Below are 18,571 nucleotides of genomic sequence, written 5' to 3'. Positions count from 1 at the left end.
TTTGCCTATCGCGTCATTGGCAGGTGCCCGCAAAACTGTTTTGTCGGCGTGGATTCAGGGCGAATTCACCTGCCGCCACGAGTGTGGCGCGCATCGATCGGCCCGGCGTTTCACGTAACGCGACCTTGCGAGAACGCGACCATGCGAGAAGCCCGGGCCTTTGCGGCAACCGGCGGGAGATGACTCCTCAGTGGACACTGCGACCGACAGCGGCGAGACACCGGCCGAACCGTCCGCGACCGACGTCGCGATGGCCGGTCTCTTTCTGCCCACCCATCGCGCCGACCCCTATACCCACGCCCGGACACTGCGGGAAGCCGGTCCGGTGCACCGCACTCCGCTGGGTCTGCATCTGCTGACGCGCTACGCGGAGTGCGCCTCGGTGCTGCAGAGCAACGACTGGAGCCACGCCGACGAGGCGGGCCAGCTGCATCCGAGCGTATCGGCCGAGGACGCGGCGGAGGAGCTGCCGACCTCGTTCCTGTGGATGGACCCGCCGGACCACACCCGGCTGCGCACCCTGGTGTCCAAGGCGTTCACCCCGCGCACGGTGGCGGAGTTGCGCCCTCGGATCGAGCAGCTGGCCACCGAGCTGGTGGACGCGGCGCTGGAGGCCGGGGAGTTCGACCTGATCGACCTGATCGCGTATCCGCTGCCGCTCACGGTGGTGTGCGAGCTGGTCGGCGTACCGGCGGCGGACCACAAGGCGGCGCAGCTGTGGTCGCAGGACCTGGCGCGCGGCTTCGACCCGGATGTGCTGATGACCCCGGAGGCACACGCGGCGCGGTCGACCGCGTCGCGTGAGTTCATGCGCTACTTCCGCGAGCTGATCGACCGTCGCCGTGCCGAGCCCGCCGACGATCTGCTCAGCGCGCTGGCGGCGGTGGAGGATCGCGGGGACGTGCTGACCGAGACGGAGCTGCTGACCACCTGTGTCACCACGCTGGTGGCCGGTCATGAGACGACCGTCAACCTGGTCGGCAGCGGCCTGCTGGCCCTGATGCGCGACCCGGACCAGCTGGCGCGGCTGCGCGAGCACCCGGAGTATGTGCCGAGCGCGGTGGAGGAGTTGCTGCGGTACGAGCCTCCGGTGCAGCTGACCACCCGTTCCGCCAAGCGCCCGATGACCCTCGGCGGGCAGCGGATCGAGGAGGGCGAAGGTGTGGTCGTCCACATCGCCGCGGCCAACCGCGACCCGGAGGCGTACCGCGACCCGGAGCGGCTGGACGTGGCCCGCTTCCACGACCGCACCGCGCCGCCGCCCCGGCACCTCGGCTTCAGCCTCGGCATCCACTACTGCCTGGGCGCGCCGCTGGCGATGCTGGAGATGGAGATCCTGCTGCACGAGCTGATCCGCCGGGTGGGCACGATGGAGCTGCTGACGGACGAGCCGCCGTACAAGCCGAATCTGGTCGTACGAGGGCTCTCGGCGCTGCCGGTCCGGTTCGGGGCGTCGTCGTGACGGAGACGGCCAACGCCACCGGCGCGCTCCCCGCCGAGCTGGATGTCTTCCGGCCGGAGCTGCGCGCGAACCCCTTCGACGCGTACCGGCGGCTGCGGGAGACCGGGCGGGTGCACGACACCGGGTTCGGCATTCATCTGGTGCCCCGCTACGAGGACTGTTCGGCCGTGCTGGCCGACCCCGACTGGGGGCACGGCTACACGGCGGGCATCAATCCGTTCCGGCCCGGGGTGGACGTCTCCCAGCTGCCGGGGTCGTTTCTGCTGCTCGACCCGCCGGAGCACGGACGGCTGCGCTCGCTGGTCGCCAAGGCGTTCACCAGCCGGGCGGTGGCGACGCTGCGCGCGCGCATCACCCGGACCGTGGACGAGCTGCTGGACGTGGCGCTGGAGGCCGGTGAGGTCGACCTCGTGCAGGCGCTGGCGTATCCCGTTCCGCTGATCACGATCTGTGAGCTGCTGGGCGTGCCCGCCGCCGACCGGGAGCTGTTCGGCGCCTGGACCGGCGACATCAGCCGGGGGCTGGACCCGGACGCGGTGCTCGGCGCGGAGGAGAAGGCGGCGCGGCAGGTGGCGGTGCGCGCGTTCGACGGCTACTTCCACGCCCTCATCGAGGAGCGGCGCAAGGCCCCCGGTGAGGATCTGCTCAGCGAGCTGGTGGCCGTCGAGGAGAGCGGCAACCGGCTGACCGCGAAGGAGATCGCGGACATCGGTGTCCTGCTGCTGATCGCCGGACACGAGACGACGATGAACCTGATCGCGAGCGCGGCCCTGTCCCTGCACCGCGACCCGGCGCAGCGCGCGCTGCTGTGCGAGGACCCGGGGCTGGTGGCGGACGCGGTCGAGGAGTTCCTGCGCTACGACACCCCGGTGCCGTTCCCGACCCGGGTGGCCATGCGCGACACCACGCTGGCGGGGCAGGAGATGCCGCGCGGGACCGGGGTGGTGCTGCTGCTGGGGTCGGCCAACCGCGATCCGGAGGTGTTCGCCGATCCGGACACGCTGGACGTGCGGCGGTTCTCCGGGGGCGGCGCCCAGCGGCGTCAGCTCGCGTTCAGCCACGGACCGCACTTCTGTCTGGGCGCGCCGATGGCCCGGCTGGAGAGCGAGATCACCCTGCGGCGGCTGTGCGAACGCGCCCCTCATTTCACGGTGCTGACCGATGAGCCCGACTACCGGCCCAGCGTCTCGATGCGCGGACCGGCCCGGCTGCCGGTCCGGCTGGCCAAGTGACCCAAGGACCTTCAGGAGGCATTGCAGTGACATCCGCGACGCAGGAGCCCGCCACCTCGGTGGAGCGCCGTATCAGTGAGCTGACCGCGCTGCTGGACAAGGGCATCGCCGAGGGCATCGGGGTCGGTGACTCGCTCGGTGTGATGTGCGCCGAGCTGGGCGAGGGACGGGCCGTCTACACGCTCAAGCCGGGCCCCGCGCAGGCGAACGCCATGCTGACCGTGCACGGCGGGGTGCTGTCCACCCTGATGGACACCGCGATGGGCAGCTCCGTGTTCACCCGGCTGCCGGACGCCACGATCTACACCACCCTTGAACTCAAGGTGAACTTCGTCCGCCCGGTCGCCCTGGACGACGGCGAGCTGCGGTGCGAGGCGCGGACGGTGCATGTGGGGCGGCGCACCGCCACCGCCGAGGCGCGGGTGTACAACGCGCGGGACAAGCTGGTCGCGTACAGCAACTGCACCTGTCTGGTGCAGTCCTTCGGCTGAGGCGGGCAGGATGGCCGAGGCAGAGGTGACGGTGGTGTGGGCCGACTTCGGCGGGGTGCTGACCCCGCCGGTCGGCGGCGCGCTGCGGCAGGTGGCCGACGCGGCAGGAATCCCGGTGCACGAGCTGCTGGCCGGAATTCGACGGTTGGCCGCCCGGGAAGGTACGGACCTGCTGGAGCCGCTGGAGCGGGGGCTGATCTCGCAGCGGGAGTGGGGCCGACGGCTCGCCGCCGAGCTGGCTCCGGCGTATGTGCCCCGGGTCGATCTGGGCGACTTCGGCGACTACTGGTACGCGGACCGACCGCTCAACCGGGACCTCCACGACGCGCTGGTGGCGCTGCGCGAACGGGGGTTCCGGCTGGGCATGCTGACCAACAGCGTGCGCGAGTGGGAGGTCCACCGCCAGGCGATGCTGCCTGATCAGACGGTGTTCGAGCGGGTGATCAAGTCGCATGAGACGGGGCTGCGGAAACCGGAGCCGGAGATCTACCGGCTCGCCGAGGAGGCGTTCGGCGCCACCCCGCCGGAGTGTCTGCTGATCGACGACACGGAGGTGAACTGCTCCGCCGCCGAGGCGCGCGGCTGGCGGGCCATCCGGCACCGGGACAACGGGAGCACACTGGCGGCGCTGGGCGCGCTGCTCGGCGACGGGGAGCGCTGAGGCGGTCAAGCCCATGCCAGGTCGCCCGGATACTGCCAAGTACGGTTCACCGCAGGTTCGTCCGGGACCATCAGCATGTCGACCACACCTTGCGTGCGGAGGCCGCGATGGAATTCAGACACCTAGTGTCTTTCCTGGCTATTACTGAAGAGTTGCATTTCGGGCGTGCGGCAGCGAAGCTGCACCTCACCCAACCCTCGCTCAGCCAGCAGCTGCAGCGACTGGAGAAGTCCCTGGGCGTCGAACTGGTCGCCCGGACGTCGCACGAGGTGCGGCTGACCGAGGCGGGCCGGGCGTTCGAGGTGCAGGCCCGGACGATCGTCGCCCAGGTCGACAAGGCGACCCACACGGCCCGGGAGGCGGCGGCGGGTCGGACCGGCTCGATCAACATCGGCTACAACTTCCCGGCCGGTCAGCATGTCCTGCCCACCACCTTGGCCAAGATGAGCGCCGAGTTCCCCGATGTCACGGTCGGTCTGTGCGAAAAGCGGACCGGTCCGCAGCTGCGCGCCCTGGCGGCGGGCGAACTGGACGTGGCACTGGTGTACGGGCACCCGGTCACCTCCGAGTTCCGCTACCGGCGGCTGTTGCAGGTGCCGCTGGTGGCGGTGGTCGGCCAGGGCCACCGCTGGGCCGGGCGGCCGGGGGTGCCGTTCGCCGAGGTGGCGCACCACGCGTGCATCCTCTTCGCCCGCGACCAGTGTCCGGCGATGTACGACGCGATCCTGGCGGCGGCGCAGCGCTGCGGGATCACCCTCAACGTCGCGCACACCCTCAACGATCCGGGCGCGACCGCCATCGTGGTGTCCATCAAACCGCTGGTGGGTTTCGCCTCGATGTCGCGCGGGCTGTCGGTGGGTTCGGGCACCGGCGGTATCCGTCCAGCGGTGGTCCAGCTCTACGACCCGGTGCCGTTGATCGATCTGTGCGCGGTGTGGCGCGCCTCGGACGACAACCCGCTGGTCGAGGGGTTCCTGGACTCCGTCGAGGCGGTCCGCCCGTTCGACGCCCCGGGGCTGGTCCGCGGCGAACCCAAGCTGCTGCGATAGGAAAACCCAACTGCCCGTTCAGAAAATACGCGTTGCCGAGCCCCGACGGGCCATCGAGAATTATTTCACGTGACGACAATTTCGCATTCCAGGAATGGTCTCGACCTCCCCGACGAACACGGCCTGTTCCACGTTCTGGACAGCGCCGCCGCCACCGACCCGGATCGTATCGCGTTGGCGCGGAAGACCGAAACCGGATGGCAGGACATCAGTATCCGGGAATTCACCGAGCAGGTGAATTCGGTGGCCCGGGCACTGCTCGCCCAGGGCGTGCGTTTCGGTGACCGCGTCGCGATACTCGGCCGTAACCGCTACGAGTGGGTGCTGGCCGACTTCGCCGTCCTCAGCATCGGCGCGGTCACCGTCCCGGTCTACCCCACCGCCTCCGGGCACCAGATACGCCACGTACTCACCGACTCGGGCGCGACCTGGTCGTTCGCCGAGACCCCCGAGGACCGGGAGCGGCTGGAGGCGGCCGGGGCCGAGGGGGTGTGGCTGCTGGCCGAGGTGGACCAGTGGAAGGTCACCGGGCGCGAGGAGGAGCTGCGGGAGCGCCGCCGCCAGGTCACCGCGGACGACCTGGCGACGATCGTCTACACCAGCGGCACCACCGGTCTCCCCAAGGGCTGCATGCTGACCCACCGCAACATGTACGCCTCCTCGGCCAACACCGTGGAACAGACCGGCTGGCTGTTCCGGCGCGCGGAGGAGGACCCGGCGGCCGGGCAGGCGGCCACGCTGCTCGCCCTGCCGCTGTCCCATGTCTTCGGCCGCACCCTGATGCTGTCCTGCCTGTGCGGCGGCACCCGGACCGCCCTGGTGCCCGGGATCCCGGAGCTGCTGGCCGAACTCCCGGCGTTTCAACCGACGTTCCTCGCCCTGGTGCCGTACGCGCTGGAGAAGATCCGTAAGCGCAGCCGCGCCCTGGTCGACCCCGTGGCCGAGGAGACCGCCATCGCGATGGGCCTGGCGGAGGCCTGCGGGGAGGGCGTCGACCCCGCGCTGGCCATGACGTACCAGGCCCTGGACCAGGACGTGTACGAGCGGCTGCGGGAGAGCTTCGGCGGCCGCTTCCGGTATGTGATCGCGGGCGGGGCGTCGCTGGACGAGACCACCGCGGCCTTCTACGCCGGGGTCGGCGTCACCATCCTCAACTGCTACGGGCTGACCGAGGCGGCGACCGCCGTCACCGTCAACGCGCCGGAGACCAACCGCATGGGCACGGTCGGACGGCCGATCCCGGGCACCACCGTGGGCATCGCCGAGGACGGCGAGGTGCTGGTGCGGGGCGCCAATGTGTCGCCCGGCTACTGGCCGAAGGACCGGAAGCGGACGGGCGCCCCGGCCGCCGGTCCCGGTGAGCGGCCGTGGCTGCGCACCGGCGACCTGGGCCGCCTGGACGACGACGGCCATCTGATCATCACCGGGCGGGCCAAGGAGATCCTGGTGACCAGCGGCGGCAAGAACGTCTCCCCCACCCCGCTGGAGGACCGGATCCGGCTGCACCCGCTGGTGAGCAACTGCATGGTCATCGGTGAGGGCCGCAGTTACGTCACCGCGCTGATCACCGTGGACGGGGCGGCGCTGGCGAAGTGGAGCGCCGACCGGGAGCCCGCGCCCGACGGCGCCGGGTGGACCGGGCACCCCGCGCTGCTCGCCGAGGTTGAGACGGCCGTGGCCGACGCCAACTCGCTGGTGTCCCGGGCCGAGTCGATCCGCCGCTTCCGGGTGGTCGAAGGCGACTTCACCGTGGAGGCGGGGCTGCTGACGCCGTCGATGAAACTGCGCCGTGCGGCCATCGAGAAAGCCTTCGCCGACGATGTCGACGCGCTCTACCGAGCGGTACACCAGGGCTGAACCGACCGCCGGGTGAACCGCGCCGCAACAACGACCCACGCGCTGCTTCGCATTCATTTCCCGGGCGTTTCACATTCTTTTCCAAGGCCCGTCTTCATTGCTCCGGCTAATCGAATGATGGGTTCCCGCTGTTGACGTTGACCGCAATTTCCGGCGGTCGACAGAATCGCTTGTGTCGACATCACCACTGGAGCGATCTCATATGTATGACGTCATTGTTGTGGGCGCGCGCTGTGCCGGTTCGCCGCTGGCCATGCTGCTCGCCCGGCAGGGTCACCGGGTCCTGGTGCTGGACCGGTCCACGTTCCCCAGCGACACCGTCTCCACCCACTACATCCACCAGGCGGGGCTGTCCCGGCTCCAGGCGTGGGGGCTGCTCGACCGCGTCGTCGCCAGCGGGGTTCCGCCGATCCGCAAGCTCAACTTCGAGTACACCGGCATCGACATCGCCGGGTTCGCCGACCCGATCGACGGCATCGACGCCGTGTACTGCCCGCGCCGCACGGTGCTGGACGCCATCCTCGTCGACGCCGCCCGGGAGGCGGGCGCCGAGGTGATCGAGGGCTTCACGGTCACCGATGTGCTGGTCGACGGCGACCAGGTGGTGGGCGTCAAGGGCCGTGAGGGCGAGGGCCCGGAGCGGGAGTTCCGCGCGTCCGTCACGGTCGGCGCCGACGGCCGCAACTCGGTGGTGGCGGACAAGGTGGGCGCCGAGATCTACCGCCGCGTCCCGGCCGCCTGCTTCGTCTACTACTCGTACTACGACGGCCTGGACTGGGGCATGCACCACCGCACCGCCTTCGGCCAGCAGCAGATCGGCACCTGGCCCACCAACGACGGGCAGAACCTGCTGGCCGTCATGCGCAGGAACGACCGGTTCGGCGCGTTCCGGCGCGATGTGGAAGACAGCTTCCAGGAGGTGTACGACCAGGTCGCCCCCGAGCTGGGCGAGGAGCTGCGGGACAGCGGCGTGCGCACCGAGAACTTCCGGCCGATGCGCTACCCGGACAACTACTACCGCACCTCGTACGGCCCGGGCTGGGCCCTGGTCGGCGACGCCGGGTACCACAAGGACCCCTTCACCGGCTGGGGCATCACCGACGCCTTCAAGTACGGCGAACTCCTCGCCGAGCAGCTGCACCTCGGGCTGTCCGGGCAGCAGCCGATGGACGCCGCGCTGGCCGAGTACGTCAAGCTGCGCGACGAGCAGAGCAACGGCACCTTCGAGCTGACCTGCAGCCTGGCCGAGCTGTCCCTGACCCCGTACTACGAGTCGGTGTTCCGCGCGGCCAGCCAGAGCCCCTCGTACACCGCGAAGTTCTTCGGCCTCATCGCGGGCGGCATCCACGGCGACGAGTTCTTCGCGCCGCAGGCCCTCGAAGCCCTCTACGAGGAAGTCGGCTTCCCGCAGGACAAGCGCCTGCTCACCCAGGCCTGACCACACCCCCACCCCGGCCGGACCGCCGGCCGGAATGACCGAGAGGACATCCCCGTGCCGACGATCCGGCTCACCGTGCTCGGCGACAGCTTTGTGGAGGGCAGGGGCGACCCCACGCCCGGTGACGGCTTCCGCGGCTGGGTCTCCCGGTTCGCGGGCGGACTGAACCTGCCGCGGAAGACCGTGCTGAACCTCGGTACGCACGGCGCCACCACCCAGGCGGTGGTGGACGGCCAGCTGCGCCGCGCCCTGGTCAACAAGGCCCCGCTGACCGGGGTCATCGTCGGGGTCAACGACCTCATCGGCGACTACGACCGGCTGCGCTTCCGGCGCAACCTGCACACCATCTTCCATTCGCTGGCGGGCGCGGACACCACCGTCCTGACCGCAAGCTACCCCGACATCCCCGGAAACCTGCCGCTCCCCGACCGCTTCCGCGCCCAGATGCGCGAGCGCTTCGCCGAGGCCAACGCGGCGCTGTACGACATCACGCGCGCCACCGGCACGCTCTGCCTGGACATCGGCAGGCTGCCCGAGTGGCGCAACCCCGCGTTCTGGTCCGAGGACGGTCTGCACCCCAGCCCGCTCGGCCACCAGCGGTTCGCCGACTCCATGGCCGAACTGTTCTCCCGCACCACCGGCATGACCGCCTTGAACGCCGCCTGACCGCGGCCGTACTCAGTGTTCTCGAGAGGAAAGACATGAGCGAGGAGTTGGCCGACCGCAGGCTGGCCCGCACCCCGATCGCCATCGTCGGCACATCGGGGCTGTTCCCGATGGCCCGCAACCACCGCGAGTACTGGCAGAACGTCGTGGACGGGACCGACTGCACCCAGGAGGTGCCCGAGTCCCGCTGGCGTCTCGACGACTACTACGACGCCGACCCGGACGCCCCGGACAAGACCTACTCGCGGCGCGGCGCGTTCCTGCCCGATGTGGACTTCAACCCGCTGGAGTTCGGTCTGCCGCCCAACCAGCTCGAAGTCACCAGCACCATGCAGACCCTCAGCCTCGGCGTGGCGCGCGACCTGCTCCTCGACGCGGGCGCCCCCGAGTCGGGCTGGTACGACGCCTCCCGCACCGGCGTGGTGCTGGGCACCACGGGCCCGGTGCCGCTGATGCACCCGCTGGCCGCCCGGCTCTCCACCCCCGTGCTCAAGGAGGTGGTGCGCAGCTGCGGGCTGACCGCGCGGGACGCCTCCGAGATCGCCGAGAAGTACGTCAAGGCGTTCGCGCCCTGGCAGGAGAACTCGTTCCCCGGTCTGCTGGCGAACGTGGTCGCGGGCCGGGTGGCCAACCGGCTGGGCCTCGGCGGCATGAACACCACGGTCGACGCCGCGTGCGCCGCCTCGCTGTCCGCGATCCGGCTGGCGGTGGCGGAACTCGTCGACGGCCGCGCCGACATGATGCTGACCGGCGGTGTGGACACCGAGAACACCATCTTCATCTACATGTGCTTCTCCAAGGTCGGGGCGCTGTCGAAGACGGACACCATCAGCCCGTTCTCCGACGCGGCGGACGGCACCCTGCTCGGCGAGGGCATCGGCATGGTCGCCCTGCGCCGCCTGGACGACGCGCTGCGCGACGGCAACCGGATCTACGCGGTGATCCGTGGCATCGGCTCCTCCAGCGACGGCCGCTCCAAGAGCATCTACGCCCCGCGCGCCGAGGGCCAGCGCGTCGCGCTGGACCGCGCGTACGCCGACGCGGAGATCTCCCCCGCCACGGTCGAGCTGTTCGAGGCACACGCCACCGGGACCTCCGTCGGCGACCGCACCGAACTCAACGCCCTGGGCGACCTGCTGCGCGACGCCTCCGACGAACCGCACTTCGCGGCGCTCGGCAGTGTGAAGTCGCAGATCGGCCACACCAAGGGCGCGGCCGGTACGGCCAGCCTGATGAAGCTCGCGTTCGCGCTGCACAACAAGGTACTGCCGAGCACCATCAACGTGGACGCGCCGAACGCCGCCATCGACTTCGCCGACGCCCCCTTCTACGTCAACGTCAAGACCCGGCCGTGGATCCTCGACCCGCACCGGCCGCTGCGGCGGGCCGGGGTGTCCGCGATGGGCTTCGGCGGCACCAACTTCCACATCGTGCTGGAGGAGCGGGCGTCGGAGCCGACCGAGCGGCGCGTCCCCCACCGCACCGCCCAGGCGCACCTGTGGCACGCGCCCGACCCGGCGGCCCTCCTGGACCTGCTGCGGTCCGGCGCGCCCGCCTCGGACGCGGGTGACATCCCCGACGGCCACGCCCGGGTCGGCTTCGCCGCCTCGGACGACGAAACCGCCGCCGACCTGCGCGAACTCGCCGTCCAGCAGCTGGCGGCCGACCAGGCGGCGGAGGAGTGGACGCATCCGCGCGGGGTGTACTTCCGCCGCCGGGCCGCCGAGGACCTCAAGGTCGGCGCGCTGTTCGCCGGACAGGGCAGCCAGTACCTCGACATGGGCCTGGACGCGGCGCTGAACGTCCCCGTCGTCGCCGCCGCCTTCGACGAGGCCAACGGACACTTCCTGGGCGCCGACACCCGGCTCGGCAAGGTCGTCTTCCCGCCGCCGGTGTTCGCCCCCGAGCAGCGCCAGGAGCAGGAGGCCGCGCTGCGCCGCACCGAGCACGCGCAGCCCGCGATCGGCGCCCTGTCGGTCGGCCAGTTCCGCTACCTCGGTGAACTCGGGCTGTCCTGCGCGGCGCTGGCCGGGCACAGCTTCGGCGAGCTGACCGCGCTGTGGGCCGCCGGTTCGCTGTCCGACGAGGACTACTTCACGCTCGCCCGCGCCCGCGGCGAGGCCATGGCCCCCACCGATGACGGCGACACCGGCACGATGGCGGCCGTGCAGGCCGGTGAGGAGCGGGTCACCGAACTCCTCGCGGACTTCCCCGACGTGGTGATCTGCAACCTCAACGCCCCCGACCAGGTGGTCGTCGGCGGCCCGACCGAGGACGTCGAGCGGCTCACCGAGGTGTGCGCCGAGCAGGAGATCAACGCACGGCTGCTGCCGGTCTCCGCGGCCTTCCACACCCGCTACGTGGACCACGCGGTGGAGGCGTTCCGCCCGGCGGTCGAGGCCGCCCGGATCGCCGAGCCCACCGTGCCGGTGCACGCCAACACCCCCGGCGCCGCGTACGGGGCCGACGCCGACGCCAACGCGCGGACCCTGGTGCGCCAGCTCCTGGAGCCGGTGGACTTCGTGGCCGCGCTGCGGTCGATGCGCGAGTCCGGGGTCACCGTGTTCGTCGAGTTCGGGCCCAAGCAGGTGCTCACCCAGCTGGTGCGCCGCACCCTCGGCGACGACGTCCACGCCATCCCCACCGACGGCGGCCCGCTCGGCGACAGCGACACCGCGCTGAAGCAGGCCGCGGTGCGGCTCGCGGTGCTCGGCGTCCCGCTGTCCGGCGTCAACCGGTACGCCGAACCGGCCGCCCGGGCCGCCGAGCCCGGCGGCATGACCATCCCGCTGTCGGCGCCCGAGTACGTACCCGAGGCGCGGGCCGCCGCGTACCAGGAGGCGCTGGACAACGGCTACCAGGTGCGGCCCGAGCCGGTCGCGGCAGTTGCTCCGACTTCCGCCGCCCCGGCCGCCGCGCCCGCGCCCGTAGCCGCGCCCGCTCCGGTTTCCGCTCCCGTTCCCGCCCCCGCTCCCGCCCACCAGTTCAGCGCCCCCGTGGAGGACCCCGTGCGCAGCCCAGTGGAACAACACCTCGCCCTGCACAGCCAGTACCTGGAGAGCCAGTTGCAGGTGGCCGACCAGGTCGCGGACGCCCTGCGGCAGCCCGCGCAGCCGCACACCTCCGAGGCCATCAACGCCGTCGCACAGCAGAGCGTCGCCATCGGCCGCGCCCACGCCCGGGCGAGCGAGATCCTGGCCACCCTGGCGGAGCTGGACGCGGGCTTCCCCAACGGCGCCTACGCCGCCACGACCCGGTCCCTCACGCCGAGCACGGCCGACACGGACTTCCCCGAGCTGGTCGGCGCGCCCGTACGGCCCGAGATCGCCGTCCCGGCGCCCGCCCCGGCCGCCGCCACCGCGCCCGCTCCGGTGGCGGTCCCCGAGCCCACTCCGGCTCCGGCCCCGGCTCCTGCCCCGGTGGCCACGGCCCCGGCTCCGGCTCCCGCGCCCGTCGAGCCCTCGGCGAACGGCAGCGCCGCCACCGACGACGCCGCCCCCGACGACGTCCGCACCGTGCTGGTCGGCGTCATCGCGGAGAAGACCGGCTACCCCGCGAACATGATCGACCCCACCATGGACCTCGAAGCCGACCTCGGCGTCGACTCCATCAAGCGCGTCCAGGTGCTCGGCTCCATCCAGGAGCGGATGCCGAACCTCCCGGAGATCCGGCTGGAACAGCTCGGAGAGTTGCGAACAGTCGATCAGATCGCCGACTACCTGGCCTCCGGAGAGGGTGATGTCGACCCAAAAGGCCGTGACGCCGGGGCGAGCGCGCCCCGGCAGGCCGTCGAACTCGTGGGGCTGCCCACGGTCGACGTGATCGAGCGGCCGTACCCGGCGGAGCCGGTGGCGGTCCTCCTGGACGAGGGCGGCGCCGACGGCGACGCGCTCGCCACCGCACTGGAGGATGACGGCTGGACGGTCCGCAGGACGTCGCCGCGTGACGACGCGGCGCACACCGGCCACGTCGATCTGTACGTCACGCTGGTGGACGCCGCCGAGGACTGGCCGGACGCCGAGCAGCGGCTGACCGAGACGATCCTGACCGCAGGACGAGCCGCCGACAGGCTCGACCCGTCCGGCGCACGGGCCGGGTTCGTCACCGTCACCCGGCTCGACGGCGGCCTCGGTCTGCACGGCCGCCGTGGCCCGGTCGCGTCCCTGGTGGGCGGCGTCGGCGGGGTCGTCAAGACCCTGGCGGCCGAGCGGCCCGCCCTGTTCTGCCGCGCGCTGGACATCGAACCGGCGCTGTCCGCCGCCGAGTTCACCGCCTCGGTGCTCACCGAGATCCGCGACGCGGCCCGCGACACCCTCGAAGTGGCCGTCGACGAACACGGCGCGCGCTGGACCGTGGTGCCCGGCGGCCACGGCGAGGCCCACCGGGTCACCACCGTGGACCTGGACGGCGACCTGCCCGCCACCGCCCTGACCGACGCGGACCTGCTGCTGGTCACCGGTGGCGCCCGGGGCGTGACCGCCGAGTGCGTCCGCGCGCTCGCCGACCACGCGCCCGCCCGCTTCCTGCTGCTCGGCCGCACCGAGCTGGAGCCGGAGCCGCAGTGGGCGGCCGGGGTCGCCGATGCCGACCTCCAGCCCGCCGTGATCGCCGGTCTCGCCTCGGACGGGGGCCGCCCCACCCCGCGCGAGGTGCGCCGAGTACAGAGCGGTCTGCTCGCCCAGCGCGAGATCCGCGCCACGCTGGCCGCGCTGGGCGACCGCGGGGAGTACATCGCCGTCGACACCACCGACCGGGCCGCCGTCCAAGCGGCGCTGGCCGGACACCGCGACCGGGTCACCGGCGTGGTGCACGGCGCCGGGGTGCTCGCCGACGCGCTGCTGCCGGACAAGACGCCCGAGCAGATCGCCCGGGTCCTCGCGCCCAAGCTCGACGGACTGCGCCATGTGCTCGACGCGCTGGGCGGCGCCGCGCTGCGCCACCTGGTGCTGTTCACCTCGGTGGCCGGGCTGCTCGGCAACCCGGGCCAGGCCGACTACGCGGCGGCGAACGAGGCCCTGTGCCGGTTCGCGGCCGGATGGCGGTACGCCCACCCCGAGGCGCGGGTCACCGCGATCGACTGGGGCGCCTGGGACGCCGGGATGGTCACCCCCGAACTGCGGGAGCTGTTCACCGCCCGGGGCATCCCGCTGCTCGACCCCCGGGTCGGCGCGCGGGCGTTCGTCGGCGAGTTCGCCGGGCCGCCCAGCTCCGAGGTGTGCGTCCTGGTCGGCGAGAACACCGCGCTCGGCGGCCGCCGGTCGGACCTGCCCCCGGCGTTCTCCGCCCACCGGGACATCACCGGCGTCGACGCCGACGAGGTCATCCAGGCACACCGGATCGGCGAACACCCCGTGCTGCCCGCCACGTTCGGCCTCGGCTGGCTGGTCGGCGTCGCGGAGCGGGCCCACCCGGGCCTGCGGGTGGTGCGCGCCCTGGACTTCCAGGTGCACAAGGGCATCGTCTTCGACGGCACACCGCACGACGGGTTCCGGGTCCAGGCCGAGTCCGAGCCGGGCGACGGCGACGAGGTGCTCGTCCGGGCCGCGGTGCGCAGCCTCACGCCCGCCGGGGCGCTCGTCTCGCACTACGCCGGTACGTTCGTCCTCGCGCCCGAGCCGGTGGAGGCGCCCGTGATCGACGTACCGCCGGTCACCGAGGGGCCCGAGGACGGTCTCGACATCTACCGCGAGGCCACCCAGTTCCACGCGCCGCGCCTGCAGGGCATGCGCCGCGTGCTCGACCGGTCGGCGGACCGCATGGTGCTGCTGTGCCGCCTCGCCGACGCGGATGTGGCCGGTGGCGCGTACGCCGGGCGGCTGCACAGCCCGGTGCTCGCGGACGTCCTGCTCCAGGGCCCGCCGGTGCTGGGCAAGGAGCTGCTCGGCGGGGCCTGTCTGCCGCTGGGCATCGGGCGGGCCGAGTGGTTCGCGCCGCTGCCCGACGACGAGCCGTATCTCCTGGTGCTGGACGACGCGCGCCAGGCGGCGGGCGGGGTCACCGTGACCGCCACCGCCGCCACCGCGGACGGTCGGGTGCTGTGCCGCTTCGCCGATGTCACCGTCGTGTCCACCCCGGACATGACGGACAAGTTCCGTGAGTCGGTACGGCAGTGGCACCAGCCGGCCGACCAGGAGGAGACGACCGCGTCATGACCGAAGTCCTGGAGTTCGAGGGCGAGCCGTTCGACGCGGTCGCCTGGACCACTCCCCCGCCTGCCCCGATTGCAGCCAACCCCGAACCGACCGCACCCCCTGCTCCGGCCGCTCCGGCTGGTGGGGCGACGCAGCCCGTCTCCACCCTCGTCGAGCTGCGTACCGCCCTGGTCAGCGCCCACTCGGGCGCGCTCCGGGCGCAGGCGGCGCTGCAGCGCCGTCTGCTGGGGCTGCCGGGCCGGACCGCCGTGGCGGCCGGTCCGGCCCCGGCGGCCGCCGAGGGCGCGTTCAAGCCGCTGGCCCGCTCGGTGGCGACCCGGCTGGGCGCCACCGAACTGCGGCGGCTGGCCACCGGCGACATCGCCAGGGTGTTCGGCGCCGGTTACGACCAGGAGGACCGCAACCCCGATGTGCGCCTCGCGGCCGGTGCCGACCTGGCGCTGGCCGAGGTGACCGCCCTGGAGCTGCGCGGCGGCGCCGAAGGCCACGGCCGGGTGGTGGCGCGTACGGTGCCGGGGTCCGACCCCATCGAGGCGACCGTGCAGGTCGCTCAGGTGTTCGCCCTGTTCACCGGGTTGCATCTGTGCTTCGCCGACGCGCGGTTCGTCCGTGTCGCTCCGGAGCACACCCAGGTCGAGTCCGGCTCGGATGCGGACACCGCGCTCGATGTCGAGGTGGAGTGGATCGACCTGGTGCCCCGGCCCGCGCTGCGGGTGCGTGCCCGTAGTGGCGGCGCCGTGGTGGCCGGGGTCGAGGTGGCCGTCCACGAGAAGCCCGGTGTACCGGTCGGACCCGAGCGCGGCGGCTTCCCCGCCCGGTGGCTCGGCCGCAAGAGCGAGCGGGGCGAGCGGGTGCTGCTGAGCGAGTTCCAGCTCGCCCATCTCGCCCGGGGCGACCAAGGCCTCGCGCTGGGCCCGGAGTTCGCCCACTACACCGGGATCAAGGCGACCCGTATCCCCACCGGCGGGCTGCTGCTCGTCGACCGGGTCGTCGACATCCAGGGCGAGCGCGGGCGGCTCGACCACGCCACGTACCAGACCGAGTACGACTCCCCCGCCGACTCCTGGTACTACGCGGACACCGCCAACGCGTCCATGCCCAACTGCGTCTACATGGAGACTTCTCTCCAGTCGGCGCTGCTCATCGGCTACCACCTCGGCGCCACGCTGAGCAGGCCGCATGAGACGCAGTGCCTGCGCAACCTCGGCGGCACGGCCACCGTGCTGCACGAGGTCGACCTGCGCGACACCACCATCCGGCAGGAGTCCGCGCTGGAGTCCACCACGCCGATGCCCGGTTCGACGCTGCAGAGCTTCACCTACACCCTCGCCGCGAACGGGGTGCCCTTCTACTCCGGGGAGACCCTGTTCGGCTACTTCAGCGAGGAGGCGCTGCGCAACCAGACCGGGCTCGACGCGGGCCGGAATGTGCCCACCTGGCGGGACGAGAACCCCGCCGCCGAGGGCCGCACCATCGACGTGGCCGCCCGGCGCGCCGACCCGGCCGCGCCGCTGTGCTCCCGCGACAAGCTCGCGCTGCTCGACGAGCTGACCGTGGTGGACGGCGGTGGCCGGTACGGCAAGGGCTATCTCCACTCGGTCCGCGACATCGATCCGGACGACTGGTTCTTCGTCCGCCACTTCCACCTCGACCCGGTGATCCCCGGTTCGCTCGGGGTCGAGACCGTCCTCCAGGCGATGCAGGAGTGGCTGCTCGACTCCGGTCTCGGCGACGGCCTGCGCGACCCCGGTTTCGTGCTGCCGGTCGGCGTGCCGTTCACCTGGAAGTACCGGGGCCAGTTCCTGCCCACCGACGGCACCACGACGCTGGAGGTCCACATCAAGGAGATCCAGCGCAAGTCCGGGCGGCTGCGGGTCACCGCGGACGCCAGCATGTGGAAGCCGGGGCTGCGCATCTACGAACTCACCGACATCGCCATCGAACTGCGTGAGCAGGGAGCCGCACCGTGGTGACACCGACCGACCGGGCGGCGGGTGTCGCCCGGCAGCCCGAGGCGATCTACCGCGAGCTGAATCTGCTGGACCGGCCGTGCTTCGTCGTACGGGACGAGCTGGGCGTCGGGGTCACCACCGACGCCGGACTCGCCCGCCGGGCGCAGGTGCTGGCCGCCGTGCCGTCCCTGCCGCCCACCGCGCTGGGCGACCCGGCGTTCCGGGCCGCCCACGGCGTCGGCCACGCCTACCACGGCGGTGCGATGGCCAATGGCATCGCGTCGGCGGACATGGTCATCGCCCTGGCCCGGGCCGGTTTCCTGGGCTCGTTCGGCGCGGCCGGGGTGCTCACGGACACGGTGGACACGGCGATCCGCCGTATCACCACCGAGGCCCCTGGCGCGCCGTTCGCCGTCAATCTGATCCACAGCCCGAACGAACTGGCCATGGAGCGGGCCGTGGTGGAGCTGTGCCTGCGCCACCAGGTGCGCTGCGTCGAGGCGTCGGCGTTCCTGGACCTCACCCCGCAGGTGGTGCACTACCGGGCCGCCGGGCTGTCCCGGGACGCCGAGGGCCGGATCGCGGTGGCCAACCGCGTCATCGCGAAGGTGTCCCGGGCCGAGGTGGCCGAGCGTTTCCTGCGCCCGGCGCCCGAGGCGATGCTGCGCTCCCTGGTGGAGTCCGGCGCGATCAGCGCCGAACAGGCCGAGCTGGCGCGGCAGGTGCCGATGGCGGACGACATCACGGCCGAGGCGGACTCGGGCGGCCACACCGACCGGCGCCCGCTGGTCGTGCTGCTGCCCGAGCTGATCGCGGTGCGCGACCGGATCCAGCGCGAGCTGGGGTACGCGCGCCCGGTGCGGGTCGGCGCGGCGGGTGGCATCGGCACCCCGGCCGCGGCGGCTGCCGCGTTCTCGCTGGGCGCCGCGTACGTCGTCACGGGCTCGGTCAACCAGGCGTGTGTGGAGAGCGACCAGTCGCCCGGGGCGAAGGAGCTGCTCGCCTCCGCCGGGGTGGCGGACTGTGTGATGGCTCCGTCGGCCGACATGTTCGAGATGGGTGTCGACGTGCAGGTGCTCCAGCGCGGCACGATGTTCCCGGGCCGGGCGCGGCGGCTGTACGAGGTGTACCGGACGCACGACTCGATCGAGTCCCTCGGGGACGATGTGCGGGCCGAACTGGAGAAGCGCGTCTTCCAGCGCCCGCTGGAGGACGTGTGGGAGGACTGCACCCGGTTCTTCGCCGAGCGCGACCCGGAGCAGATCGAGCGCGCGCGGGACAACCCCAAGCGCCGGATGGCCCTGGTGTTCCGCTGGTATCTGGGGCTGTCCTCGGGGTGGTCCATCCGAGGGGTGCCCGAGCGGGCGACCGACTACCAGATCTGGTGCGGCCCGGCGATGGGCGCGTTCAACCAGTGGGTCGCGGGCACCCATCTCGCGGCGCCCGCGAACCGAGGTGTCGCGGAGGTGGCCACGCACCTCATGCGCGGCGCGGCCTTCGCGGCCCGGGCGGGCCAGCTGCGGCTGGCGGGGGTGCGGCTGCCCGCGCACTGCGCCACGTACCTCCCGGTGCCGCTCACCGGCTGAGCCCTCCGCAACACGGAGCGGGCCG

At 72.3% G+C, this 18,571-nt stretch carries 11 protein-coding genes; all 11 read left to right on the top strand.

What is annotated here, in order from left to right; all coding sequences use genetic code 11:
- Positions 1 to 190: 190 nt before the first annotated feature.
- The 11 genes from ACWC5C_RS29375 (at position 191) to ACWC5C_RS29325 (ending at position 18,546) form a co-directional block, all read left to right on the top strand.
- Positions 191 to 1,462, top strand: a complete 1,272-nt coding sequence (locus ACWC5C_RS29375; RefSeq protein ID WP_450880221.1) for a cytochrome P450 — start codon at positions 191 to 193, stop codon at positions 1,460 to 1,462.
- On the top strand, positions 1,459 to 2,694 hold the full coding sequence (locus tag ACWC5C_RS29370; protein ID WP_450880220.1) for a cytochrome P450: 1,236 nt from the start codon (positions 1,459 to 1,461) through the stop codon (positions 2,692 to 2,694). The genes ACWC5C_RS29375 and ACWC5C_RS29370 overlap by 4 nt, the downstream gene beginning before the upstream one ends.
- A 26-nt stretch (positions 2,695 to 2,720) precedes the next feature.
- Positions 2,721 to 3,185, top strand: a complete 465-nt coding sequence (locus tag ACWC5C_RS29365) for a PaaI family thioesterase (RefSeq protein ID WP_450880218.1) — start codon at positions 2,721 to 2,723, stop codon at positions 3,183 to 3,185.
- 10 nt (positions 3,186 to 3,195) lie between these two features.
- Entirely contained in the window at positions 3,196 to 3,846 is a 651-nt protein-coding gene (locus ACWC5C_RS29360; protein WP_450880216.1) for an HAD family hydrolase, read from the top strand.
- A 107-nt stretch (positions 3,847 to 3,953) separates the two neighbouring features.
- Complete coding sequence (locus tag ACWC5C_RS29355; protein WP_450880214.1) at positions 3,954 to 4,895, top strand: LysR substrate-binding domain-containing protein; 942 nt, start codon at positions 3,954 to 3,956, stop codon at positions 4,893 to 4,895.
- Positions 4,896 to 4,964: 69 nt separating this feature from the next.
- The gene (locus ACWC5C_RS29350; protein ID WP_450880212.1) at positions 4,965 to 6,752 is read left to right on the top strand and encodes an AMP-dependent synthetase/ligase; all 1,788 of its coding nucleotides are present in this window, start codon (positions 4,965 to 4,967) and stop codon (positions 6,750 to 6,752) included.
- Between the two features lie 202 nt (positions 6,753 to 6,954).
- Entirely contained in the window at positions 6,955 to 8,190 is a 1,236-nt protein-coding gene (locus ACWC5C_RS29345) for an NAD(P)/FAD-dependent oxidoreductase (RefSeq protein WP_450880210.1), read from the top strand.
- A gap of 54 nt (positions 8,191 to 8,244) precedes the next feature.
- A complete protein-coding gene (locus ACWC5C_RS29340; RefSeq protein ID WP_450880208.1) occupies positions 8,245 to 8,856 on the top strand; it encodes an SGNH/GDSL hydrolase family protein in 612 nt (203 codons plus the stop codon).
- A 35-nt stretch (positions 8,857 to 8,891) separates the two neighbouring features.
- Entirely contained in the window at positions 8,892 to 15,008 is a 6,117-nt protein-coding gene (locus ACWC5C_RS29335) for an SDR family NAD(P)-dependent oxidoreductase (RefSeq protein ID WP_450880206.1), read from the top strand.
- Positions 15,005 to 16,981 carry a beta-hydroxydecanoyl-ACP dehydratase gene (locus ACWC5C_RS29330; protein WP_450880204.1) on the top strand — a complete coding sequence of 659 codons (1,977 nt, stop codon included), beginning with the start codon at positions 15,005 to 15,007 and terminating at the stop codon, positions 16,979 to 16,981. Before ACWC5C_RS29335 ends, ACWC5C_RS29330 begins: the two co-directional genes overlap by 4 nt.
- Positions 16,975 to 18,546: a PfaD family polyunsaturated fatty acid/polyketide biosynthesis protein gene (locus ACWC5C_RS29325; RefSeq protein ID WP_450880202.1), complete on the top strand. Its 1,572-nt coding sequence runs from the start codon at positions 16,975 to 16,977 to the stop codon at positions 18,544 to 18,546. Before ACWC5C_RS29330 ends, ACWC5C_RS29325 begins: the two co-directional genes overlap by 7 nt.
- Positions 18,547 to 18,571 lie beyond the last annotated feature (25 nt).

This window comes from Streptomyces sp. NPDC001700 (assembly GCF_053596435.1).
The sequence above is the reverse complement of the archived record's forward strand: the minus strand, read 5'-3'. Positions and strand labels throughout refer to the sequence as shown.